General features: G+C 34.4%; 32 protein-coding genes. 2 read left to right on the forward strand and 30 right to left on the reverse strand.

The features are described 5' to 3' along the window. Window positions 1-74: 74 nt before the first annotated feature. From MYRA21_RS00250 to MYRA21_RS00280, 7 genes are all read right to left on the reverse strand, one after another. The gene (locus MYRA21_RS00250; RefSeq protein ID WP_039328049.1) at window positions 75-2,570 is read right to left on the reverse strand and encodes a TraG family conjugative transposon ATPase; all 2,496 of its coding nucleotides are present in this window, start codon (window positions 2,568-2,570) and stop codon (window positions 75-77) included. Beyond that, window positions 2,554-2,898: a DUF4133 domain-containing protein gene (locus MYRA21_RS00255; RefSeq protein WP_039328051.1), complete on the reverse strand. Its 345-nt coding sequence runs from the start codon at window positions 2,896-2,898 to the stop codon at window positions 2,554-2,556. Before MYRA21_RS00255 ends, MYRA21_RS00250 begins: the two co-directional genes overlap by 17 nt. A gap of 10 nt (window positions 2,899-2,908) precedes the next feature. Further along, window positions 2,909-3,217, reverse strand: coding sequence for a DUF4134 domain-containing protein (locus MYRA21_RS00260; protein WP_039328054.1), 309 nt, complete (start codon window positions 3,215-3,217; stop codon window positions 2,909-2,911). 171 nt (window positions 3,218-3,388) lie between these two features. Next, window positions 3,389-3,898: a hypothetical protein gene (locus MYRA21_RS00265; RefSeq protein ID WP_039328056.1), complete on the reverse strand. Its 510-nt coding sequence runs from the start codon at window positions 3,896-3,898 to the stop codon at window positions 3,389-3,391. A gap of 3 nt (window positions 3,899-3,901) precedes the next feature. Beyond that, window positions 3,902-4,174 carry a DUF3408 domain-containing protein gene (locus MYRA21_RS00270; RefSeq protein WP_039328059.1) on the reverse strand — a complete coding sequence of 91 codons (273 nt, stop codon included), beginning with the start codon at window positions 4,172-4,174 and terminating at the stop codon, window positions 3,902-3,904. A gap of 11 nt (window positions 4,175-4,185) precedes the next feature. After that, window positions 4,186-4,614, reverse strand: coding sequence for a DUF3408 domain-containing protein (locus tag MYRA21_RS00275; protein ID WP_039328062.1), 429 nt, complete (start codon window positions 4,612-4,614; stop codon window positions 4,186-4,188). Window positions 4,615-4,618: 4 nt separating this feature from the next. Next, a complete protein-coding gene (locus MYRA21_RS00280) occupies window positions 4,619-5,386 on the reverse strand; it encodes a ParA family protein (protein WP_039328065.1) in 768 nt (255 codons plus the stop codon). A 978-nt stretch (window positions 5,387-6,364) separates the two neighbouring features. On the opposite strand from MYRA21_RS00280, the gene MYRA21_RS00285 reads away from it, so the two are divergent. Then, window positions 6,365-6,835 (forward strand): ATP-binding protein, encoded by a 471-nt coding sequence (locus MYRA21_RS00285; protein WP_039328067.1) that lies wholly within the window; start codon window positions 6,365-6,367, stop codon window positions 6,833-6,835. A 140-nt stretch (window positions 6,836-6,975) separates the two neighbouring features. On the opposite strand, the gene MYRA21_RS00290 is transcribed toward MYRA21_RS00285, so the two are convergent. The 23 genes from MYRA21_RS00290 to MYRA21_RS00395 form a co-directional block, all read right to left on the reverse strand. After that, window positions 6,976-7,320 carry a hypothetical protein gene (locus MYRA21_RS00290; RefSeq protein ID WP_144246085.1) on the reverse strand — a complete coding sequence of 115 codons (345 nt, stop codon included), beginning with the start codon at window positions 7,318-7,320 and terminating at the stop codon, window positions 6,976-6,978. 4 nt (window positions 7,321-7,324) lie between these two features. Beyond that, a complete protein-coding gene (locus MYRA21_RS00295; protein WP_039328073.1) occupies window positions 7,325-7,717 on the reverse strand; it encodes a hypothetical protein in 393 nt (130 codons plus the stop codon). A 39-nt stretch (window positions 7,718-7,756) separates the two neighbouring features. Continuing rightward, the gene (locus MYRA21_RS00300) at window positions 7,757-10,696 is read right to left on the reverse strand and encodes a hypothetical protein (protein ID WP_039328076.1); all 2,940 of its coding nucleotides are present in this window, start codon (window positions 10,694-10,696) and stop codon (window positions 7,757-7,759) included. Window positions 10,697-10,701: 5 nt separating this feature from the next. Beyond that, complete coding sequence (locus MYRA21_RS00305) at window positions 10,702-11,439, reverse strand: hypothetical protein (RefSeq protein WP_039328079.1); 738 nt, start codon at window positions 11,437-11,439, stop codon at window positions 10,702-10,704. After that, on the reverse strand, window positions 11,426-11,902 hold the full coding sequence (locus MYRA21_RS00310; protein ID WP_144246086.1) for a hypothetical protein: 477 nt from the start codon (window positions 11,900-11,902) through the stop codon (window positions 11,426-11,428). Before MYRA21_RS00310 ends, MYRA21_RS00305 begins: the two co-directional genes overlap by 14 nt. Next, window positions 11,895-12,785 (reverse strand): hypothetical protein, encoded by an 891-nt coding sequence (locus tag MYRA21_RS00315; protein ID WP_039328086.1) that lies wholly within the window; start codon window positions 12,783-12,785, stop codon window positions 11,895-11,897. Before MYRA21_RS00315 ends, MYRA21_RS00310 begins: the two co-directional genes overlap by 8 nt. Continuing rightward, on the reverse strand, window positions 12,785-13,072 hold the full coding sequence (locus tag MYRA21_RS00320) for a hypothetical protein (RefSeq protein WP_039328089.1): 288 nt from the start codon (window positions 13,070-13,072) through the stop codon (window positions 12,785-12,787). The genes MYRA21_RS00315 and MYRA21_RS00320 overlap by 1 nt, the downstream gene beginning before the upstream one ends. Continuing rightward, window positions 13,047-13,391: a hypothetical protein gene (locus MYRA21_RS00325; RefSeq protein ID WP_039328091.1), complete on the reverse strand. Its 345-nt coding sequence runs from the start codon at window positions 13,389-13,391 to the stop codon at window positions 13,047-13,049. Before MYRA21_RS00325 ends, MYRA21_RS00320 begins: the two co-directional genes overlap by 26 nt. Further along, complete coding sequence (locus MYRA21_RS00330; RefSeq protein ID WP_039328094.1) at window positions 13,388-13,666, reverse strand: hypothetical protein; 279 nt, start codon at window positions 13,664-13,666, stop codon at window positions 13,388-13,390. The genes MYRA21_RS00325 and MYRA21_RS00330 overlap by 4 nt, the downstream gene beginning before the upstream one ends. Continuing rightward, a complete protein-coding gene (locus MYRA21_RS00335) occupies window positions 13,666-13,875 on the reverse strand; it encodes a hypothetical protein (RefSeq protein ID WP_039328097.1) in 210 nt (69 codons plus the stop codon). The genes MYRA21_RS00330 and MYRA21_RS00335 overlap by 1 nt, the downstream gene beginning before the upstream one ends. Window positions 13,876-13,877: 2 nt before the next feature. After that, a complete protein-coding gene (locus MYRA21_RS00340) occupies window positions 13,878-14,351 on the reverse strand; it encodes a hypothetical protein (RefSeq protein ID WP_039328099.1) in 474 nt (157 codons plus the stop codon). Between the two features lies 1 nt (window position 14,352). Beyond that, the gene (locus tag MYRA21_RS00345) at window positions 14,353-15,336 is read right to left on the reverse strand and encodes a hypothetical protein (protein ID WP_144246087.1); all 984 of its coding nucleotides are present in this window, start codon (window positions 15,334-15,336) and stop codon (window positions 14,353-14,355) included. A 15-nt stretch (window positions 15,337-15,351) separates the two neighbouring features. Next, complete coding sequence (locus MYRA21_RS00350; RefSeq protein WP_039328104.1) at window positions 15,352-15,963, reverse strand: DUF6046 domain-containing protein; 612 nt, start codon at window positions 15,961-15,963, stop codon at window positions 15,352-15,354. 1 nt (window position 15,964) lies between these two features. Beyond that, window positions 15,965-17,965 carry a phage tail tape measure protein gene (locus tag MYRA21_RS00355; protein WP_039328107.1) on the reverse strand — a complete coding sequence of 667 codons (2,001 nt, stop codon included), beginning with the start codon at window positions 17,963-17,965 and terminating at the stop codon, window positions 15,965-15,967. Next, window positions 17,966-18,172, reverse strand: coding sequence for a hypothetical protein (locus MYRA21_RS18875; RefSeq protein WP_144246088.1), 207 nt, complete (start codon window positions 18,170-18,172; stop codon window positions 17,966-17,968). A gap of 41 nt (window positions 18,173-18,213) precedes the next feature. After that, a complete protein-coding gene (locus MYRA21_RS00360; RefSeq protein ID WP_039328110.1) occupies window positions 18,214-18,567 on the reverse strand; it encodes a hypothetical protein in 354 nt (117 codons plus the stop codon). Further along, window positions 18,558-18,989, reverse strand: coding sequence for a hypothetical protein (locus MYRA21_RS00365; protein ID WP_039328112.1), 432 nt, complete (start codon window positions 18,987-18,989; stop codon window positions 18,558-18,560). Before MYRA21_RS00365 ends, MYRA21_RS00360 begins: the two co-directional genes overlap by 10 nt. A gap of 2 nt (window positions 18,990-18,991) precedes the next feature. Further along, a complete protein-coding gene (locus MYRA21_RS00370; protein ID WP_052237514.1) occupies window positions 18,992-20,191 on the reverse strand; it encodes a DUF2586 family protein in 1,200 nt (399 codons plus the stop codon). 1 nt (window position 20,192) lies between these two features. Then, window positions 20,193-20,561, reverse strand: a complete 369-nt coding sequence (locus MYRA21_RS00375; RefSeq protein ID WP_039328115.1) for a hypothetical protein — start codon at window positions 20,559-20,561, stop codon at window positions 20,193-20,195. Further along, on the reverse strand, window positions 20,558-21,061 hold the full coding sequence (locus MYRA21_RS00380) for a hypothetical protein (RefSeq protein WP_039328118.1): 504 nt from the start codon (window positions 21,059-21,061) through the stop codon (window positions 20,558-20,560). The genes MYRA21_RS00375 and MYRA21_RS00380 overlap by 4 nt, the downstream gene beginning before the upstream one ends. Beyond that, a complete protein-coding gene (locus tag MYRA21_RS18635; protein ID WP_052237515.1) occupies window positions 21,061-21,474 on the reverse strand; it encodes a M15 family peptidase in 414 nt (137 codons plus the stop codon). Before MYRA21_RS18635 ends, MYRA21_RS00380 begins: the two co-directional genes overlap by 1 nt. An 81-nt stretch (window positions 21,475-21,555) precedes the next feature. Beyond that, window positions 21,556-22,560, reverse strand: coding sequence for a hypothetical protein (locus MYRA21_RS00390; RefSeq protein WP_052237516.1), 1,005 nt, complete (start codon window positions 22,558-22,560; stop codon window positions 21,556-21,558). A gap of 90 nt (window positions 22,561-22,650) precedes the next feature. Beyond that, on the reverse strand, window positions 22,651-23,787 hold the full coding sequence (locus MYRA21_RS00395; protein WP_039328121.1) for a head maturation protease, ClpP-related: 1,137 nt from the start codon (window positions 23,785-23,787) through the stop codon (window positions 22,651-22,653). A gap of 185 nt (window positions 23,788-23,972) precedes the next feature. Between MYRA21_RS00395 and MYRA21_RS00400 the strand changes: the two genes are divergently transcribed. Beyond that, a complete protein-coding gene (locus MYRA21_RS00400; RefSeq protein WP_039328124.1) occupies window positions 23,973-24,470 on the forward strand; it encodes a helix-turn-helix domain-containing protein in 498 nt (165 codons plus the stop codon).

Consider the following 24,470-nt stretch of genomic DNA (forward strand, 5'->3'; position numbering starts at 1 on the left):
TCATTATTGAATGTTTTAATTGATTATTTACTCTATTACCCCTTTAAAGAAGTTGGGATAGAGTATTGTTGGTTTTATTCTTGTTGTTTTTCTTGTACAAGGCGTTTTATTGCCATCTCTACATTACTATCGAGTTCATTAGCCAAGTTCATGACCTGTAGTTTTTCAGTTTCCTCTGTAGTGTAAGCCAAATACTCTGAGTAGCTCACTTCTGTAGCATACACGCCAGAGTGAGTTCCTCCAAGACCAATCCATACTTCTTTGTAAAGGCGGTGAAGATTGTTGTTTAAGTTGATAGACAGTATCTGGGCTTTTTCTTTGTCAGTGAGTCCAAGCATAGCCTGTATATCATCAAACTTGTTCATGTACTTGCGCTGATCAAGAAGGATCTTACAATCTGAATTATTGATGATACTCTCCTTTACAATCGGAGATTGAATAATATCATCTACCTCTTGAGTAACCACAATTGCCTCACCAAAGAACTTTCTAACGGTTTTAAAAAGGTAGCGTAAATAATCTGCCATCCCCTCTTTGGCTATGGCCTTCCAAGCTTCTTCGATTAAGATTAGTTTACGCTGACCTTTAAGACGTCGCATCTTATTTATAAACACTTCCATAATGATAATTGTCACAATGGGAAACAGAATTTTGTGATCTTTGATTGAATCTATCTCAAAGACAATAAAGCGTTTATTGAGTAAATCAAGCTCACTTTCTGAGTTTAAGAGATAGTCATATTCTCCTCCTTTATAGTAAGGCTCGAGCACATTTAAAAAGTTAGCTAGATCAAAGTCTTTTTCTCTAACCTGCTTCTGTTCTAACTCTGTTTTATAATCTGTTTTGATATACTCATAGAAAGTATTGAAGCTTGGTTTTATATCACTGTTTTGAAGTTTTTGGATGTATCCACTAACAGCATTTGAAAGCGCCACTTCTTCCGATCTAGAGGGTGGTTGGTCATCCCGCTTCCAAAGTGTTAAGATCAGAGTTTTAATACTCTCTCTTTTTTCAATATCAAAAACCCCATCATCCGTATAAAAAGGATTAAAAGCAATTGGGTTTTCTTCGGTGTATGTAAAGTACAGCCCATCTGTTCCTTTTGTCTTTGCTTTAATCAGTTCACATAATCCTTGATAAGAGTTGCCTGTATCAACAAGCAAAACATGCGCGTTTTGCTCATAATATTGCCTTACCATATGATTGGTAAAAAAACTCTTACCACTACCCGATGGTCCCAAGATAAACTTGTTACGATTGGTGATAATTCCTTTTTTCATGGGTAAATCTGAAATATCTAAATGAATTGGTTTACCAGTTAAGCGATCCGCCATTTTAATTCCAAAAGGTGACAATGAGTTTTGATAATTAGTCTCCCCTGCAAAAAAACATAAAGCAGGTTCGATGAACGTATAAAAACTCTCTTCCCTTGGAAAGTCTGCGCTATTACCTGGCATACCTGCCCAGTAAAGCGCTGGAGCATCCACTGTATTATGTCTTGGTACGCACTCCATAGAAGCGATTGCACTTCCTGCATCATTTTTAAGCTGTTTAAGCTCACTATGATTATCAGACCATACCATTACATTAAAGTGAGCTTTAATGGATGTTAATCCTTTACTATGAGCCTCATTTAAATACTCTTCTATCCACTGTTTGTTGATTTGATTAGCTCTACTGTATCTGGCAAGGGAATGCATATTCTTGGCTGATTTCTCAAACTGCTTTAAATTGTAATCACTGTCCTCTATAAACAAATACTGATTATAGATGTGATTACAATTAAGCAGTAGCCCAACAGGCGAGGCAAACGACAAGGCCATACTGCTTTTATCGGTTGATAGCTTTTCATAGCGAGATAAATAAGATACCTCAGTAGGTAGATCATCTGTACTTGAAAGAGTGTGCATAGAAATGCGATTATCTCCTACTCTAACCTGATCACTACTTATGGCAATATCTTGAAGGCTTCCTCTTTGAGTTGGGTTTAGAGTCAAGTACTGCTCTAAAAGTCCGCTTTTATCTTCTGAGCCAATAATGTCTTCTTCTGTTAGTTTAGTTAAGTGAATCAGTCCACTATCATTAACTATTTTTTCAAACTGAGTAGTAGCTTCTAAAAAGCTTTGAACTGTGTCTTTATCTCTGATTTCTTTTGGAATGAGCTCTCCTCTTGTAAGGGATGAAAAGTTACTCTGACTTTTAATTCGCTCCTTGGTAGTCTTTGTGATAAAGAGATAACAACTGTGATTCAGATAGGGACGCTCGTTAAAATGCCTTTCAAAGCTTCTACTTAAATAGCTCTGTTCTGTATCTTTGAAATCCGCCTGATAACTTTCTTTTACAAACCAATCTTGCTTGTGAATCACAGTAAACTCAGGCAATGTTTTAATTGCCTTATGCCACACGCTGTGAATCATTTCATATTCCTTGTCTGAGATAGTAAAAATCTCAGGTAAGATGACCTTATAACAAACCGTAATATCCCCTTGCTTTGAGACAATGCAGTTATTCTCAACCGCCAAAATCGGAAACATCGTTTCTAAGGTATTTGTCTTAGCTGTATTTCTCATAGCTTCTTAGTTTTAAGTTTCTATTTACATACCCTTTGATGTCCTTTCTTGAGATGATATACTTTGGAAAGTATTTTCTGGCTTGAAGTTTCATAAGGCCATACTGACCGTATTTTTTGTTTAATGAAAATACCTTGTAAACAAGATAGCCAGATGTACTAAGGCCAAGGGCTAAACAAACTAAATTGTTTACCCCTGCCATATACATTACCATAACAAGAATTAAATTACCTAAGAGTCCTCCTGCAAAATAAAACAGGTACTGCGCCTTGAGTCCTTTAAACTCTACACTAGCTCCAATGCCTTTATTAATACTATACTTTTTCATAACCGTAGTTTTAAAGGAAAAATGAACGTAGAATAGTAGCTGCTACAATTAAGAAGATACAAGCTCCAAACCAGCTTGCTGCTGTCTTGCTTGTATCGGGATCACCACTAGAGAATTTGTTGTACACCTTTACTCCACCAATAAGACCAACTACTGCTCCAATAGCGTAGATAAGTTTAGTGGCTGGGTCAAAATAAGAAGTGACCATTTGGGTAGCTTCTGTAATTCCCGCTGTTCCGTTTCCTTGAGCTAAGAGTGGCAAACTACTTAGTACAACAAGTAGTAAGAACAGCCTTTGTTTGATTGTTTTTGTTTTCATAAAAATGACATTTAGTAAGTTATAATCATGCCCTTTGCATGATACTTTGGTAAATGTCTTTTGAAAACTGTTTGAGGGATTGATTGTGGAAGTTAGTGGATGTTCATGGCGATAAGGTGTAATAAAAAAGGCGTTAAGTATGTTTTACTATAACGCCTTCACAGTTTTTCTTTACACAAAATCATTAATATTAAAATCTTCACTATCTATTACTTCTTCTTCCTTTTTTGGTGATTTTTCGTTTAATGATTGATCTAATAATTTTGCTATTGTCTTAGCAGAATCAGGCATCGCCTGTTGAAGTAATTCAAGTAAATCAGATCCTTCAATTTTTTTAGCTGTCTTTACTGTAGTCTCATTGATTAATTTCTCTTCGATAGATCTAACAAATCCATTAAGTTCATCCATACTGACTCGCTCAGTAAACTCATTATCTAAAGGTTCTAAATTCTTACTTAGTTCCTTTTCTTCCTCTTCTAAATCAAGTTCACCTTCTGTTTGACTCGTTAGAGATAGCTTTAAAACAACTGGTTTACTTTCTCCTATAATACTAACAGGGACATCTTGTTTAAAAGGTAGCTCTTCTGTTTTAGTTGGGTTTTCTTGTTTGTTGGTTTTATTTTTATCTAATAACAGAAGAGCGATAACAAGTACAAGACTGATTATGATAACTATTTCCATAGATTACAGAATTGGTTTAAAATGTTCTTGAAAATAAGCCTTGATGTCATCCGCATGATCCTTAAGATGTTGTTCTAAGATATTGTCAATATAAGCATAGAGCGTTGTCTTATTTTCTTTAGATAATTGAACAAGCCGAATGAGTACCTCGTGATGTTCAGGGCGGATGTACACCACTTTTCCTTTACTATTTGCAGGTAATCGATTAACTAAGAACTGATCCTCATATTTCTTAGTATCGATTTTTTCTTCTGTTTTTTTGAATATATTTTTCATGATTTTTGATATTAAATTGGTTTATATTTTTCATTGTAACTCTTAGTAATCTGCTGAGAAAACTCATCAAAGTGATTGTCTAACAAATTATCTAAATAGGCATAAATCGTTATTTTGTCCTCACCTATTATGTGAATGATGCGAGTTAGTTTTTCATGAAACTCAGGTCTTATATACACTGTCTTACCATCTCTGGCATTGGTATCTGATTTTTTAAAAAAGATAGTCTCGTAATCTGTTTCAACAAATAGCTTTGTTTGCTTCTTTTGTTGTGAAACAGGATTCTTCTTTAAGAAAGTATCTTCTGTCTTTCTCTGTCCTTCTACTTTTTCAATATCCTGAGGTGGTTCTTTGATTCCTTCTTTTCTAACTCCATCTACCATTAGACTCATCATTAGTTCTTCATCAATATGCTGTTGTTTTTTGTTTTCTTTTTCCATGATATTATAATTGAATGATTGTTAAAAATTCTTCTATAAAAAGGTCTAAGCCACTGGCTTTACTCAAACGTTTATCAGGTGGTAATAAAGTAGAGCGGAAAACAAGCTTACTTGTTGCTTCGCTCTCCTTACGAAATCTTGTGCTACTTTTAATCTGACTTTGCATCAAACTAAAATTCAGTTCCTTAATAGCTTGGTTATAGATATTGTACAAAGGAGTACTCTCCCTCCCATCTACTTGGTTCCAAAACAGATTTATACTTTGTATTGCTGTCTCTGATTTTTTCATCACAACATCTCGCAAAAGCTGTGTAAAAACAAGCGTGCTTTCCATCACTACTCTATCCGCTGTGATAGGCGCAAAAATATAGTGCATGCCCGATAATGCGTTTAGAATTCCAGCGGTATTAACCGTACCTGGTAAATCAAAGAAAACAACATCAATAGGTAAAGTTGATTCACTTATAAACTGTTTGGCTGCATCTAATACATTGTCTGCTTTTTCTTGTAATATTGGGTAGACTTTTTTATTAATCGTTGTAAACTGCTTATAAGCAAGTTTTTTAAGCACATCGTTTTCCATAACGATAGATAAATCTCGTTCTTTCATCTTCACAAGACTGTGTTGTGGGAAATCTGCATCAAAGACAACTACATTGTAATTCATCTGATAATGTAAAATACTTGCCACTAACGTGGTAAATGTACTTTTACCTACTCCTCCTTTTTGAGAGGAAAAAGCAACAAAAATTGGTCCTTTTTTTGTTTTCATAATTGTATGTATTTAGCTATTTGCATAAGTAAATAAATACTTCAGTCTATCAGTTAGTTTGTGGTCATCTATACCAGTAGTTATTTACTCAGTTTAGTAGTGAATTATATACCTAATTCAATACTTAGTTACGTGTTTAATTACCTGTTTAGCTATATACTTTTCTATGTGATGTTTCACGTAAATAGTTAAACAGCTATGCTTGCATTTAGCATAATAGATACTTAAATAAGTGCTTGCGGTTACATTTATATACTAATGTGCGTAATGACCTCATTACTTACTTTTTTAGATACATCAGTACTCTGTGACTGATCTATCTACTTATGCAAATATGATTATACATACAAAGAAACTTCATAAACCAGCTGAATCTGATTTATGGCGTTTTGTGGTAACACTTGGCATTTTAGTGTCAAATAGTGGGTGATTTATTAAAATGAAATCACTTTAGATTTTACTTTGTAAAATTGGTGGAATTACTCATCGAAAGATGAGAGCAAGTTATGTTTTGAGGCACTCGAAATTGAGATTCGAGCTTTCAAAACTACTTGCTCTTGCAGAGGGCTAGGAAACTACTCCGAAGTCGTTGTTTTTTTGTTTAAATAGTAGATAGACTCAAAATACTGAGTGATTTACTTAAATTCACAAGAATATTTGAAAAAAAAATAATATGTTTGAATATGAACTATTAAGATGCTAACTGAATATTTTAAAATGTATTAAGTTTTATATAACAAGTTAGTATATACTGATTTATTTCGTTGTCAATATTTGCAAAAATTAATTGTGAATTGAATTACTTCAGTGTACATAAATTATTCTATTTTAAGCAGATTGTTTATATAAAAACAAGTAGTTTAATATGCTGATTTGACGAAATATCATTATAAAGGTTTTTCACAAAACGGATAGTAGTATTGTTCATGAAAGAGAATGTTTCGCGTAAACCATAAACCACCGTACTAAATAAATAACATGTCAAAAATAATAGATTTAGAAGTAGAAAAAGACCATATTGAATCATTAACTAGAGCTAATGGTTTAACAGCTATTTCAGAACTTATTTGGAATGCACTTGATGCAGATGCATCAAAAATAAATATTGAAATAAAACCAAATCATCTTGGTGGTTATGAATCATTAGAAATAATTGATAATGGACACGGATTAGAATATTCAAAAGGTCAAGAAATTTTTGGTAAACTTGGAGGTTCAGAAAAAAAGGCAAAGAATCAAAGTCCCAAAGGAAGATCTTATCACGGAAAAGAAGGCAAAGGAAGGTATAAATCTTTAGCAATTGGAGATTTAGTAACTTATACTAGTACTTATAAAAATTCTAACAACTCAAAAGAATTTACAATTGTTTTAGATAGAAATAATTTATCACATTCTAAATTTAGTGAACCAAAAATTGTTACAAGTAATGATAAAAACTCTGGAGTATAATCACGAAATTGAATTGTACCAAAATTTATATTAAAATGTACGAAAAATTCAGATTACACTACAAAATTAAAAGGCGTTTAACCATCAGTTAAACGCCTTTATACTTTATTTATAAATTTATAAGATTAATGCATATTCCATCAATCTAGCCAATTGAATTTCATTTTAGAATCCCTTAAATCATTGAAAAAATTAAAAGGTGTTAATTTTGAGTTTTTCCAAGGATTCACTTTAGGCAATATTCCTGCAAAATCATTTATATCAATTTCAAAAACAAATATAATATCTTCTGGACCATAAGCCTCAACAGCTTTTAATAAAACATCATTAGTACTTACAGTTATCGGTGTTACCAAAATCCAACATAAGGGTGAATATCTCCACCAATTAAGTCTTTTATCTTCAATAAACTTGCTAAACTTATAATCATCTTCAATATTTCTAATATCTGTAAGAACAACATTATAAATTCTATACTCTTTCATTTTATTACTCATTTATACTTTCTTCTTTAGATTGCCCTTTACCTTCAATAATAACATAATCTGTGCTAGGCATATTAATTTTAAGTTTAGATCTAGAAGAACTATCTCCTGTAAAAGACACCTTCTCAATCGCTGTTTTTTCAATGTTATATCTCTCTGATCTTAACAAATCAGGATTATTAATTAAACAATAAAAATAAGCTACTAAAACCATTAAACCACAAATACCTGTAAGTACAACTAATACATAAAGTATTATTTTATCTGTATTAAAATAAGAAGCAGCTATTAGTCCACATAAAAAAACAATTAATATACCTACTAAAGGTTTAATTACATTTGATTTATATCCTTGTGAAGTAGCATGTTCTAATAGATCATTTAAATACTTAGCCATTTGAAAAAATTTAAACAAAAGTAATTATTTTTTATGACTTTAAATTAAATGTTTGATTAATCCACACCACATATCTGCTATTTGATAATATCCATCTGCAGAAGGATGGACACCGTTAGCTTGCATAATTATTCTGTCTGTTTGATTATGAGAATTCACTCCCATTTCAGAAACAGGATAGTTATAATCTGTATCTAAATTCAAATGCGCTGCTACTAAGTATATATTATTATTTCTACTTAACTCATTGTCAAATTTTTCTAACAAATATTTCTGCCAAGTTATAAGTCCTGTTTTAGTGTACATTTCTGATGTTTGCCCTAAAGAATAAGAGAATCCAAAAGCGTCCTGATTAGCTGGAGGAAACGTCACAATAATACCAACCCTTATAGCCGAATTATAATCATGAATATTAGATATAATATAATCCATTTGCATCGCCATTTCTGACACCTTACTTGAAGCTCTTTCTAATGTCGTAATTCCAAAAACGTCATTTATCCCAAGTTGAAAAAAAACAAAATCACTATCATTTAGAACTTGTTTTGTCGATTTTAAATAATAAGCTAAATCAAACTTGCCTATCGCTGGGTTATAAAATGGATTTTGACTTGTTATTTCAGAATCAGAATAATTAATAGTATTATCTCCATTTCCAGAAATTTTAGTAAGAGTACCATTCTTTGTTAAGTCAGCAGAACCACTAACCATAGATAATGATACATAGCCTTCTCCATTAGTAACATTTACCTCTGTCACTGTAAAATTATTCCCTGCAACTTGTTTATATACACTACCAATAGATGGACTCGTAACTATACCTGAAACTGGTACTACATAGAATTTACGTCCTATACCATAGTAATCTGAAATAGTCCACCCCCCTCGACCTTCATGTTTTTCACCAACATTGCCTCTTGTGCCTAAAAAATTAACGCTCATAACATCTGTGTTAAATACTTCTCTTATACGTTTAGTAATTGTACCTGCATTTAAAGTACTATCACCAACACCTAAGATATTTCTCACTATTCCTTCACCTGCGTTAATATTGGCTATAATAATCTCTTGCTCATGTGTAGATATTATATTACGACCATGTAACACATCTAATGTTATTCTAGATATAGTGTTACTTACAGCTTTCTGAAGTCTATATTGCCTTAAGAATTGCACGCCTAAATTTCCATTGAAGTCTAGACGATAATTATGTAAATTATCTCCATATTCAGGAACAACTACATTCTTATTGTAAATATTATAATCATGACCAGGATAAATAAACACTTTTGAATTCAACAAAACTGATGGTTCTTTGAAATAATTGTTTTTTGAAAATTCTAAAACTGAGTTAGCAAAAGATGGAGTGGATTTAACTTCTTTTTCTAAAACACCTAATTGGTAATAAAACTGTTTATAATTTGGATCATTAACAACTAATGTACTGCCTTTTGAAAAATCACCAAAAGGTTGTGTATACACTTTATATCTTAACACCCTTGGAATATCACTCTCAATAGCCAAAGGAAATGAACAGGCTCCATCTGTATAAAATTCTACCCATAAATTATCATCTCCTGTATATTCAACTAAATTGAATAGAAATTCTATTTCTTCTTTTTTACCTACAACACTAACATTTTTTTCTCCATAAGCTAGAACACTTCCTCTTTCATCACCAACACATATTCTAAAACCAACCCTTGAAATAGGAAAAACTACATTCCAATTATCTATGATTATTTTAAATGAATTAAATGAACCTAGTTTATGTATTGGTTGTCCCCATCCACAAAATGTAGATCTATCATAGTCTTTCCCTTTATATATTATACCTTCAATAGGAGGAATTAGAGTTTTAACTTCTCTTATAGAATCAATTCTATAATACTCTTCTATTGTAGATGCTGGAACAATGTCTTTTTTATTGTTTTTATCAAAGATTAATGAAGGGCTTATAATATCATTTTTAAAATTTTCATTAGGAATAGCATCAAATTTATTAAATAATGAAAATGTCAAACCAATACCATCTATTGTTTCTCGTGTAAGCTGTTGCACACCATTTTGACTAAAATCTTTGAATACCCCATTAACTGTGTATTTTAGTTTTTGTGAAGCAACTCCTTTATTCCCATAACATAGTCCAACTATTCCATCTGTATAAAATTCTACCCACAAATTATCATCTCCTTTATATTCTATAATAGATTCTAAGAGTATTGTAATTTCCTCAACCATTCCTTTTTTTAATTCAATATCTTGGGTACCTTGACTTAAAACACGTCCTTTTTCATCTCCAATACAGATTCTATAGCCTATTTTTTTTACCTTGTAATCTGATCTTGAGTTTTCAATTAACCATAATTTTAAAACATCAAAAGGTGCAGGTTTTTTAAAAAAACAGCCAAAACCACTAAATAAATAATTTGTTTGATAAAACTCGAGTTTACCAACATAAGAATTATTCATTACAATTTCTGAATCAATAACATTTTCAAATACACTTGAATTGTATTTTATTAACCCTTCTGCACTAACAATGTTATTAGATTTTCTAGTTATATTACTAGTTATATTACTATATATTTCCCCACCTGATACAAACCCCATATTCCCCTCCTCAATCTGCCCATCAGCTAAAAGAGGAACCACAGCCACTTCCCACTTATCACCATCATAAGTCACGAAGTTCACCCCTTGACCACGATCAACCACAATATTATCAGCATTGATATACACACCATCTTCTTGAGGAATATAAAATCCTGAATCCACGCGTTTTTCATTAATAGTTAACGTCCCCTGGAACCCTCCATTACTGACATTAATAGCAGGTACCATTTCGTTGATCTTAGCTAATATAGCATTGATATCATCAGCACTAGTAAACTGATTAGCAGGTATATTTTCACGGATGATCTGTGCTAACTTATCATCGTTGTCGTATTTTTTTTGAATTTTTAGCGGTTGTATCATTTTTCTTATTCTTTTAATATGAACCAATCTAGTGTATAACTCATGTGTATAGGTATTGATGGTACTTTTCCTCTTACTTCAAACTGTACATAAGTAGATGTTTTAGAAATACAGAATACATTAGGAAGCTCCAGTTCATCATGCAGCGTTCCTCCTGCATAAGTCAGAGAGAAAAACACCTTAAAGTCATAATCTACTTCGTTTTCAAATTCTCTTACAAATGTTTGTTGTTCTTTATTAACAACAAAAACAAAAGAACCTTTTGCAAGAACCTTATTAGAATTCAAATACAATACATCACTTTGAACTTGTCTAAATTCTTTTAAGTCAGATGTTATTTGCTTCAAATCACTAACCCTCACAAAACTATCCCACGGAATAATACTCTGTCCTGAACCGCCATTACTAGCGTATGTAAACTCATATACTGGAAGCATCTCCTTAGCATTACCTGAGTTAGTATCATAGACAGCTTGTGTCTTTTCTATAATAAGGGTAACACCCTGAGTTTTCTTGCCTCCTTTAAATGAATAGATCTGCTTATCTATTGTGATAAGACCATCAGTTACATAGGTTTCATTACCTTGATTGTACTGATCACATCCTTTTAGGATTACATTAGATCCGATGATATTAGCAGTAACACCTAAAGCGTGTTGTACACTATCGTTTAAGACGTTCCATGTTTCTATTGTGGCTGGAAACCCTTCTGACTGTATCGTTAATGACTTATGTTGTGACATACTTTATTTCATAGTTTTTAGAGTACAGTTTATAGTACTCTATTAAGTTTTTCATTTGTGTTTTCTCTTTATCATTTAAGATGACATCCTTTGGAATTATGACTAAGAAGTCATAGTTCCTCTGCCATCTATCCGAAAAGAATCTTTGAGTACCGAAGTACACTGGTTTATTTCGAGGTTCTGTATAGAACAGCACTCTATCATCTATGGAGTTGTTTTCAATTCGTATACGTCTTAAAAACGGATCAAAGTAATCATTCAGCATTTTCTGCATATAGACTACTTGAGAATTGTAACTCATCTTTTGAATAACCTCTTTGCGATAATTCACAAAGCGTTGATGAAGCTGTTTTATAGGAAACAAGAAACAACCAAATAGCTCCAGTATTGTTTTATTGCGATACGCTATCGGAATAAACAATTTGATGAACCGTTTAAAATCAAATCTATAAATGTTATTCACGAGCAATATATTTATACTTTGTTTCTTCAATATCTAATATCAAGTATCCAGCATCAGGACGTCTAATTTCATCTACTATACCAGCGTTTACAATGTCAGTTGTAGTATAACTGTAATTAGCATACTTTGTCCAAGCTCCTTTAATATTCACATATTTTATACCCTCTACACGGCGAATTACATCTGATAGTTCAGACTTGATAAACTCCCCATTAAACTCTATACTTTTAAGGTATTGAGTGATTGCAGTAGTTACTGGTTCGTTATTGGTACCATCTAATCTAGCACCTGTAGAGTCAAGTATAAGTGGATCATAATGCAAGTCTAATTCTAACTTAAGATCATCACCGATATCTGTAGTAGGGAGCACGTATGTACCTGCATCACCTACTAGATTCATATAGCTTGTAAATGCACTTAGTTCTTTAGCATCTAACGGAACTAACTGATCACCTTTAAGTTTAACTACCTTCAAGCGAAGTATTCCACGTCCTCCAGTAGTTTCTTTCTGTGCAGCTGCATTCGCTATGATTTTAGCCTTCTTTATCTGATCATCATTTAACCCTTCCACATCATAGATATCTGATTCACTAAGAGTATATCCATACATAAATGCAAGAGCCTTCTCTCTATACCACTTTTGAGTGTGTACACGAGATTTAGCGATATCAGCATCAACTTCTTTTCGAAACAAATCAAACAGCTTCTCTAAGTAAACAATCACAAATGACATCAAGTCAAATAAGATGTTCTCTAAAGACACCTTACTAAACTGCTGTTCAAAGTTCTTGTTTGGATCTAAATCGTATTTATCTATAATAGTCTCATTACTGATAAACTCAGTAGTCATACTATCTTTTATTTCTTCAGTACTTCTTGCCATTAGATATTAGGTATTAAGTTAGCTAGTATGAAGTCAAAACCTCTCATACTCTCGTCTAATTCACTCATTGTAGCGATGTTTAACGACTTTCTTATACAGTAGTCCTGCACATTTACATCCATCTCATCGGTTGCAATTAGTTTAAGTTCAGTACCAGCAGGCACAGTATCAGTTATACTCAGATTATTGTTTAAGGCTAAATCAAAAACAGCTAGTACAGAACCATATTCTACTAAAGCCACATCTAACAAAGATTGATTGCTAATTACTACTGTTTTTCGTTTCATCTCCTAGTTCTTTTAATCGTCTTCGAAGAGCTAAGTTTTCAGTCTTCAAGTCCTTTATTTTTCGATTAAGTAAAGTGATTTCATCTCGTAATATTTTCTCTTTACTTTCATAGAGTTTCACGACATCATTAAACTTTGATTCATATCTAGCTTGTAGATCATCCAGCATCTGTTTATAATAATCTGCCAGTTTCACTTCATTGTCTATCGCTTTTGTTCTAACATCTTCTTTCTGTCCTTTCTTATTGAATATCCATTGGATGAGTGCTGTAAGAAAAGCTCCAAGTGCACCAGATATAACTAAGTAAACCTCTGTCATTTTATTGTTGTTTGTATTTTTTCTTTAATATCCTCGTATCTCTTGTTATCTAAAGTCATCTGTGTTTTGATACGGCTACTTAGCTCGAAGTGTTTGACCTTGGTACCTACTAAGTTTATTAGGTTAGCCCCTAGATAAGGTTCGAACTTTTGTTCGCCCTGGTTCATCATCAGGATAACTCCAACCTCTTGCATTTCAGAGTCACCCACTACCATCTGCTTATCTTTGATAAGTAGATCTCCAGTAGAGTCAAGTAGTATTCCTTTTGTAGCCATTATTGTATAATACCTTTACCAGTTACAGCACCTCCACTCACAGAAGTACCTGTCACTACAGTTTCACGACCAATTACATAAGAGTCTACAGCATTAGCGATATCTATAGCTAACTGTTTTCTTGCCTGTGCAGGATCTACTATCACATCACTTGTTTTATCAAATGCCTGTTGTAGTAAACTTGTTAATGTTGCTTTATCTATTGCCATATTTATTCTATTAAAACAGTGTTTAAACGCTCTTTAATCGCATTCATAGCAGCTACATTTATCGTAGTACCCTGAATAACTATTATCTTGTTAAGTTCATCTATCATATCGTTTAAACACTGTTTAAGCGACTCAGAACCACTAATGATTGTAAACCCTTCTTGTTTGATATTCAGTATTGCTTCTCCAGCCTTATATTCTATTTCCTCTATATCTTCAGAGGAAATCAAAAAGGTACTTCCTGAATTATTAGAGATAATACCAATAAGAGCAGTAGATCCTACTGCTGGCTTTTTTACCTCACTACCCAGTCCAAGTATAGTATCATAATAATCAAGATCATCAACAACTCCAGTACAAGTCATGGTCTTTTCTTCCCAATTGACCTCCTTTACAGTTACCCAAGCTGTTTGTACCTCTTGTCCTTCCTTAACTCGCTGAGCGATTAAATTTGAAAATTCTGATACATTTCCCATACTATTCTTTTTCTTCTTTTGGAACAACTCTAGCCCCTAAACTAATTTCTTGTCTGATTCCTCCATCATCGAATGTTTTTGTTACCTTCTCGATGTAGTATTTCCCCTCACGATCAGGAAACTGCTGACTAGTTAGAGAACTTTTCATACCATGTCTCACAGAAGGAATTCCAAAGGCTGTGAATGAACCATCGAAGCGATCTTGTTTATACTTGTTATAAGCAAGTTTTCCTTGTTTCTCTAATTCTGCTTTGACTGTTACATGCATAAACGGCAATTTCAAAACATCAGCATTCAAATCTTTATCACCAATTTCAACTTCTAATTTCTTACCATTTTTAAGGGTACTAACACACTTGATTCGCACTAGTACATCTTCTTTCTTCTTATAATTAAGAGCAGTAGATACACACGTTCTCTCAAGGTCAAATTTAGCTTCAGGAGTATCAGTCTCTGTGGCTACATACTTACCACAAATGACTTTACCATCCTTAAAGTAGGTCATAAATCCCCAACTTTGTTTCAGCTTATCCAGTACGGGGCCTACTTGTGTATCTGATAGCCGTACAGCCCCAAGTTCCACACCATCCAGCACCTCTATGGTATAACCAGGGATAATCTTTTTTAGAAGGTTTTCTAAGGATATATTAGGAGAAGAAAAGTTAACAGGAAGCTTATTAATCTTAAACATCTCATCTTCGAACTTTAGCACTACAGGGATATCTGCTGATATCTCTGAGAGATAACCCCTAAACTCTTCTTTTACTTCATAGCCATAACCGAATGATATGATTACTGGATCTCCTTTGCTAAACATCTTCCTAATTGAGTTATTCTCAAACGGCTTGATATTACGAGGTAGAGTAAGTTCTCCTCTTGATACGATTTCCTTATAACTACTCTCGAAGGTCATACCACTTACTTTATGAAGTACTATTTCTCTTTTTCTTTTATCTGTAGCAGGAAATACAATCTTACATTGCATAACTAATAACATAGACTAAAACTCTAAAGGATCATCACTCAACATAGTCATTGTATAAGCAATAACTCCTGGTGTTCCTTGTGGAATATTAAATTCAAACTCATTAATACAAACTCTTTCTATATTTAATGTTTCGAATAGATCACCTGATACTGATATAGAGTCAGCTAATTCTTGCCATTTGATTAGCTCTTCTAATTGTTCCTTAGCAGTTTGATTGGGTTCATCTAAAATGAGTCCTTTCACATCAATTACCCAGTCATCAAAGCCGTATAGTTCCTTTACGGTTCCATTTGCTCCACTGACATTTGTTCTTACAAGGTTCTTAGCTCTACGAAATTGGAATACAGTTGCAGCAGGTAAATCAAAATTGGACATACTTACTTTTTCTAATTCTCCTGTCTTCTTATCATATACATTATAGTTTTCTCCTAAGAATGATCCTGAGAACATTATAGGAGTCCCCATCCAACTCTTACGATCTGATTCTTCTATAATGTTGAATTCTACATCGTCGAATTTCAATTTAGGTGGTAATTTCTTTTGAAATGCCCATGGTATAAAGATTGGAGTGTTAACTCCAAACGCAGCTTTTAATAAGGGAGCTACCCCAAATCTTGCATCCATTTTATCCTATATTTATTAGTGCATCTCTTAGCTGATCATTCACATATCCTGTTACTTTATCTGCTATATCTCTTATATTAGTATCTCTGTTTACACCAAATGTATTATTGACTGTTAGATTCATCGTAATGGATTTAACTCCATTACTTCCTGATCCTACATTCAGTCCATTGCCTTCTTTCCCTTTCTTGTTTTTGTTTTTTGCATCCTCAGTAGGCGAATACTTTAGACGTTCTGCATTACTTTGCAGAAAGTCATTTACACTGGGCTCTTTCTTTTCTTCCTTTTTTTCTCCTTTTTCTTCAGGAGTGATCAGATCGTTTTTTCGTCTAAATTCTTCTACTGTATTAGCTGCATCTTTTGCCCATTCCCATCCTGTCAGTTCTGCTACCCATCCTAACACTTTTTGAATAGGATGCATAAGCACATCGAGTAGGACTAAACCTATTCGCTTTAAAGCTCCAACAATACCATCAGATTCAAATGCTTCTACGATGCTATCCCAATGCCTTCCAATTAAAACGATAGCTTCTATTAACCAACCTATCGGCCCTAGTAAGAAAAGGATTGTTGATCCCCATGTATCAAAGCTATCCACTGCTGCATAAACTAATCCTATTAAGAAGACTAATGCGGCTACAGTTGCTCCTAATGGATTTGCATCCATCGCTACATTTAACAACCATTGTGCAGCTGTCCATGCTTTAGTCGCAATTGATTGCAACCAAGTTACTTTACTGAGTGCCTGTATTAAGGGGATACCTCCTGCAAGCATCTGAAACATAGGTGAGAGCTGTTGTGCATATACAGCTACAGTTCCGAAGGCATCTGCTCCCCAGCTTTTCACATCTGAGAAGAAACCTTTCATTCCACTTGCTGCCTCTTCCACTTCAGGCATATCATTTAGATTGGGTAGTTCATCAGCTAAACCTTCCACGAAGGCTAAACCTGATTCCTTACCAGCTGTACCGAATATCCGAGCCATTGCAGTAGCTCTTGATTGTGTATCTAATCCTTTCATAGCATTAGATACTATTTGAACTGCTTCCCAACTTGTTTTACCTACAAGATCTTTAGTCTTTACCCCAATACCTGCTAGTGCTTTCTCTTGCTTAGATGTCATTTCCATTAGAGAGTTACCAGCTTTTTTAATACTGTCTAAAGCATCTTTTGGAGATAACCCATCTTTAGCTGATTTAGCCATAATAGCGATTGCATCTCTAGCAGAGAGTCCCATTTGCTGAAATGCTCCAGCATTTGACTTCATTGAGCTTAATAACTCATTGTTGACATCAGCCCCCTTTTTGATACCTTCCTCGATTAGATCAAAGTTATATTGATACGAGCCTCCTAGAGATTTTGTCATGATATGTACTGTATTAGCTACATCTGTAGCATCCTTTTTATACACATCTGCTATTTTATTTGAGTTAGCAACATATTCTAATAGTTGCTCATTACTCAGATCCGTTAACCTTCTCACATGTGTCTCCAGTTCTTTGCCTTTCACAGCGAAGTCTAATGCTGAAGTTGCTTTTTGAATTAATTCAATTCCTTGATTAATTCCGATTGCTAGTTCTCCCCAGTTTGTAGTTCCTCTTACTACTTCCTGATTTACTTGTTCTAAAGGGGCGTGTATTTCTGAAATAGTAAAAGCTATTTCATTTCGGATTGAGATAATTTTTTTCTCATATTCCTCTATTTTCTTTTTAGCTAATTCAAACTGTTCAGTAAGTTTTTTAACCTCCTCTTCATTGGTAGTTTTAGCTCTTGTTCTTGCTATTTTATTAAGTTCTAACTGAGCAAGAAGAGCTTCCTTTTTTAAAACACCATACTCTTTTTCTAATTCTTTTACTTTGCCCTTTTGATTATCTATTGAACTAGACGAAGCCGTTGTTGCCCTTTCTACAGCGTCTATATTGTTAACTACATCTCTAATAGGTGTTGATACTTTATCAACTAACTCTAATATCCAGCTTGTTTTTGTGCTATTACCTGACATCTATTTACTATTTAGAGCTGTGAATATTTCGTTTGTTAACTTGTACAGCACTTTTTGTAGCGTATTCTCTAGTAGTGCTATCTGTGTATCGTTTTTTACCCTTGTCACATACACCCAGTCTTGAAACTTCTGTGCATACTCCTGATCACTTAACTCATCAGGGTCGATGCGATAGTGATACCTGAGGATTGCATTTATTTTTTGCAATTCGTTGCCAGCTTCATCCTCAGGGTTTATCCAGTTGCTGGCTATAGCTTTTTTAAGTGACCTTCAGCAGTAGAGATTAATGCAGCTACTGCTTTGAGTAACTCTTCATAGATTGCCCCATCATGTTCAAAAGCTTCTCGATCTCCTTCCAGTACACAGCCAAGCATAAGTTTAGCTACTGCATTTAGATCATTGTCTTTTTTCTTATCTGTGATAGCCTCCATCACTGAACGTGTTGGTTTTTTAATGAGATATACAAACTCATAGCCATCATCTGTGATGATACTAACTTCTCTTAAGTTTCGTCTTCCTGCTACTTTACCAGCGTGTTGATCAACTTCATTCTCAGTAAATGGCTTTACTACTTCTAACTTTTCTTTATTTTCTAAACCCATGTGATATGTGATATGATTAGTGGCAACTGAACTGCGATAGTTCCATCACCTTGTTTGACATCTATACTTTTATCTGTAAACTCACAGTTATGCAAGATATCTGTGCGGATCATTCCAGACTCTAATTCATAGATAACAGGAATGTCAAAAGGAGCAATATCTTGTATTCTTTTCCCTGGACCTATACTTAACTGTAATGCATCTACTTCCTCTTTTAATAGAGTAATAGAAGCAGTAGCTTCATAGTTCCCCCTTGATCGCCCGATTGGATATGCTCCAGCACCTCTTACGTTTTCCTTAGTTGTTTTATCACTGTAAGCCAGTTGGGTGATACCTTCTAAGTCCCTACCCAATAGATTTACAGTTACATTGTTCCAACCTTGAAGGGTTCCGAACTTATTTATGATTGTTGGTAATGCCATTTTTATAAATTATTAGTTAATCCTAACGCTACCTCAAACTCGTGTACGATGCCATCTGCTACGATTCTCGCTTTGATCTTAACAGGTTCAGTCGAATTGACTACTTGTTTACTATCAATATATACGTCAAATCCGCTGATATCCTCATCTATAATAAGTTGATTTAAAGCTTTGTTTAATAGCGTTTCCCAATACGCTACAGTTGTAGTAGCGATATATCCTGTTGATGGATCTTTCTTTACTTTACTCTTTACACGGGGTAGTAGGGTTGCTCTAATGATACGAGCGGCCTTATTCCATACCCTGTTATTTTCGATTTGTGCGAAGTCACTACCTCTATCTACACACGTATAAGAGTTCTCTAAGAAGTAACCTGGATACCCTTCATAGCTTGCAGCTACTATATATCCATTAGCAATAAGAGCATTGAGTTCTGACTTATCTAACTTCTGTATAGATCGCCCATCAGGCAGGTAAGAGTTAAGCCATCTATCTAATAGGTTATCTGTAAGAGGATAGTCTCCACGTCCTCGTTTATCACGTGGTTTGTTTTCTACATCCACAGATCCTAAATTCTCTGAGATCTTTCGAATACCTAACATACCTAGAACAGAACCAATAGATACCTTTTTATCAGACTGCTCACAAGAGACAAATACAGAAACGTGTGGCGCTTCTAATTCAAAAAGATTAGTTGTATAATCTGTTAATCCATCTGCACCAATACACACGAAGTCGATTAGGCGATTCTCTTTAGAGAAGTCGTTAACTAGTAACTGGAGTTCTTTTACATCTGCTTTTAACTTAGTAGTTACTTCCCCTGTTTCTCCTGTAGCATACACTTTGTTTAAACCGATACCTTTAATTTCTTTATTCTGATTAATCCAAGACACTAAGTCTTCTTTCTTATCAGAATTAAATAGGTATAATGTAGCAGTAGGAGCAAGTCTAAAGAACTCCACGATCTGATTATAGGTATTGACATTGTGATTGACATCGAAGCTTGCGTTTATACCTATTTTCTCTACATCGTATGCAGCCTTTATGACAATACCTTTCCCCTCATTTTGAATAACTTTAGCTATCTCTACTGCTGTAGTTGGTACGCTGATTATCATACCGATATGATCATCTGTACCTTGAGCAAGTCGCTGTAGACCGCCCTCTAATTTTTCTATATTTACACCAGCTAACTGTGCCATACTATTCTACTTTAGTTGTGTTATCTGTTGCAACTGTATCACTTGTTTCTTCACTAAGCTTTTGTCGCTGTGTTTCCACTGCTTTAATCACACCAGCTCGATCATCATCTTCAAATGATTCTAATTCTTCTAATGTTTTAGCCTGTAGTACCCATTTTACTGTATTTGCTACAGTTGCTCTTTTACTACCTGGCAGTACATCTTCTGTTAATTCTCGCTCAAATGGGATTACTATCCCACCTTTAGCATGTAAGCGAGCTCTATTTTCTTCTAAGAATACATTTCCATCTGCTGTAGCATACACTTCATTGGCATTTGGAAATTGCTCTAACACATTGTCTGATATTTTCTTTAATTCTTCTTTTGTCATCTTCTTACTAAGATTTTATATACACTTACTCCTGCGTAGCCTATTAGAATAGTCAGTGTTATTGCACCGATAACTAACAACACTTTTTCATACCATCGAAAGGGTGTTTCTATATATACTGGAGTATTGGTGTGTTGTGATTTGTTTTCTTTGATATACTGTTCTTTCCACTGAAAGAATAGTTGTTGAGCTCTTGTCTCACATTCTACCTCTAATAAGCCATCAGTTAGCTTCACAGTAGGTTTTTGAAGGCTTTTACCTGATTTAGAATCCTTTGGTTTGAGTACTGGTTTATTGTTGATACAATCTATATAAGCGCTATAGTAACTAGAATCTTTTGCTATCTCAATAATAGTATCTCGGATAGTCACAGTCTTTTCTATCGTTGTCACTACATCATTAGTAATGATCCTTTCTTTAGTCTTACAACTTGTAAGAAAGACTAATGCAAATGCAACAATAAACCATATAACCCAACACTTCTTTTCGAGTTTATCCATTACTTCATTTCAAAGTGATTTGCATCCCACCCCCAATCATAGCCTGCTACATTATCAGGATGTAAACTTTTCCAATAGTCCGAAAGTGGTTTATAAGCTTCTCTACCTGTTTGATAAACCCCATTGATAAATAGATTAATATCAAATGCCAGCCTATCCTGATGCTTAGATCTTGATGCTTTAGTTAGCCCTTGCTTTTTATACAAGGCTTGTTGCTGATCGCTACGCCACATCTCTCCAGCAGTCAACTCATAACCTTGTGCATTTGCCCAGGTAATCAACTTTGCTATATTATTCAAAAACACACTTTGTTTTTGTCTTAGTTTCAGAGGTTTTTCTACCTCTGCCAAGTATGCTACCTGAGTACTAAACTCTAAGTTCGCATCCTTTATCTCTTGTGTTGTTAATACCATATCTCTCTCTTTAGTTGGCGCGGATTTGCAATCCGTGCCGTTACACACCACGTTAATTCCTAATTCCTAATTCATAATTAATTAGGCTTTCCCTGACACAATAGCTGCAGACCCTTCTACACCATAAGCCACGATAATATGCCATAAACGGAAACCAATAGTACTCTCTCTCATTTCAGGATCATTACTCGCATCTCTCATAAAGCGTTTCACAGTTCCTGTAGCTTTAGCTGTACTTCCTTTGTGGAATACCACAGAAGCAGTACGTCCAACAGTTGCACTGCCAAATGGAAGTTTTTCTAATGAATCATTGTATTGTGGGTTAGTAGAATCTTCATACACGATGAATCCATAGTAATTTTTACTAATGACACCTTCAGTGTGATTTTGATATTGGGTATAGAATTTTCTATCTTCTTCTAGCAAGTCACTTACGTGATCATCAGATAGAACTAGCACACGACCTTTCTTGTCGATACCTGCTTTATTCATTTTTTCTTGTAGTTTTCGAAGATCTTTAGAAGTCAACATCAGTCTACCTGTTTTATCGTCTTCACCAGTTGTTTCTACTACATAAAGATTTTCTGTTTCTTTAGCCTTTTGTGGAGCTAGTCCCCAAATACCATATTCTGCTGTAGTATCTTCTAATGTCTCACGATGTTGCATCTGTACATCTGAGGTCTTCTCGTATGGCAATGCATATAGTTCATCGTCAGTAACAACAGTATTTTCTGTATCAAACTTGTGTAGTGATACCACTACATGGCTGTCCTCTCTATTGTTTTTAACGATTGGATAGTTGGTATTATCAATTAGTACTGATGGAGCTTTTCCTCGTTTAGGTATCTTGATAGTATCATTATTTACCCAATTTTGTCTACTTCTAATCTCACCCACCCAACTGTGTACGTGTCTTAACTGTTTAAGCATTTCTTTCTCAGCTATCGTGTTTTTTAGCTGAGAAGGAACAGCAGTTACTGCTGCCATTTGTACACTCTCAGTTGTATTCAACCCTAAAGCGTGACTAATTCCCATTCCTGTAACAAATAATACTGCTACAAGAAATAATCTAAATAATTTCTTCATATATTTCTCTTGTTCTGTTCTTGTTTTAAATTCATTTAAACCCTGTTTAAACAGGGTTTAAAACACTACTTGTCAACTGTAAACCGTTAACTATTTATAATACTCCTCGTTAATTTTCTCAAACTTCTCAGGATCACTAATAGCCAATGCACTCAACGCCTCAGGATCTTTGTCTAAATAATCAGCTACTGTCCAGTTTGCTCTAGTTCCTTCTGATGCTCCAGCATCTACCTGTTCAGATAACTTAGAAGGTTTAGGTAGTGTCGCTAATATTGCCTTAGTACCATCATAGTCATTGACAGCCATTTTTACCCATTGCTCTTTAGTATCAGCTGCGATTTGTTTGGAGTCTATAAAGGCTTGTACCATAGTATTAGCGATATCCTTCTCTTTTGTTTCCGCACTAGTCTTGTTCGCTTGATACTTTGCAGCATCTTCCTGACTTTTTGCGATTGTCGTTTGGATCTGCTCATCGGTTGCATCTGCTGGCAGCTTAAAGGCTGCGATAATTTGCTCTCTTGTCATATTATTATCTTGATTTTTACTTTCTGTTCTTTCAGGTATTACAGGTATTACAGGCGCTCCACATGCTGTTATCATAGCTACATCACTCTCTGTGATTGCCTGCTTGTCATTGCTCACACTACTGATAAATCCCTGTTCTAAAGCCTCCTTAGCACTGAGCCACACATCGCCCTTACTCCAGCGAGATTCTATTTCATCCTCACTCATTCCTGTTTTAGTAGCGTAAGCTGTTCGGTATTGATTAGTCAAATTTTGAAGCAATTTGAGTTCACTGCTAATCTTATCCTCATTGCCCTGTGTATAGGTTAGAGGCTTGTGGTACATATATTGCCCATTGTTACTCATCTCAAACTCATCACAGTTCAAGGCGATATAGGTACCTGCACTGGCTACCAGTGCACCTCCATAGCCTTTTATCTTACCTGTAAACTTCTTGATCTCATTGACGATCTCATTCGCTTCGAATACTGAACCTCCTGGACTATTGATATACAGATTTACATTCTTAATACCTTGCTTGAGCAACTCATCTACTTGTCTTTTAAATTCAGTAGCCGAATTCTGGTATTGATGAATAGCACCTGTTATTCTGATCTCTGCTACATCTTTACCACCCTTAGCACTAATCTCGAAGGGATACTGCTCTGATAAGGCTATAATGTTATGCACACTTGCCAATATGTTTAAAGGCTTTTTTTTCATACCTCTTGTTTTGTTTCTGATGCAAATATTGGACGTTTTCACAACCCGAAAAAATTGACAAAACAACTTAGTAACACACCAATACTAAATTAGTTACACACAAATACTAAGTTGTTTTTCTAAATTTTTAACCTCGCTATTTAGATACATTTTTGCACTGTCATAATGGTAATAAATGGTAGATAATGGCTAAGAAAAAAGAGCAAGAACTTGCAAAGAGATACTTCATAGACTTCTTCAAAACACAAAAGGAAATTGCTGAAGAGTTAGGGGTAACAGAGAAGACTGTTAGTAGTTGGGTAACCAAGTACAACTGGAAAGCGCTTCGAGATGCCAAGCTAAACAACTCAACAAACAGAGCAGAGAACATTAAGAAAGTAATTTCAGAACTAACCGAGTCAACACTAGATGTATTAGAACAGATTAAAGTAGCCGAATTCAATGGAGATAAACCTGAGGTACTCAGACTAAAGAAGGAAACGACTCGTATTGCTCAGGAGGTTGGGATGTATCAAAAAGCCTTAGAGAAGATGGAGAAGGATTTTAAAACCTCTCTATCAACATATATGGAAGTAATGGAAGATATCTTTCAGTCACTATCTAACTATGATAAGGAATTGTATTTACAGACAATTGACTTTCAAAGAGCACACATTCAATCAATCGCAAACAAATTAGGATAA

Origin of the sequence: Myroides sp. A21 (assembly GCF_000807225.1) — a bacterium.
Taxonomy (GTDB): domain Bacteria; phylum Bacteroidota; class Bacteroidia; order Flavobacteriales; family Flavobacteriaceae; genus Flavobacterium; species Flavobacterium odoratimimum.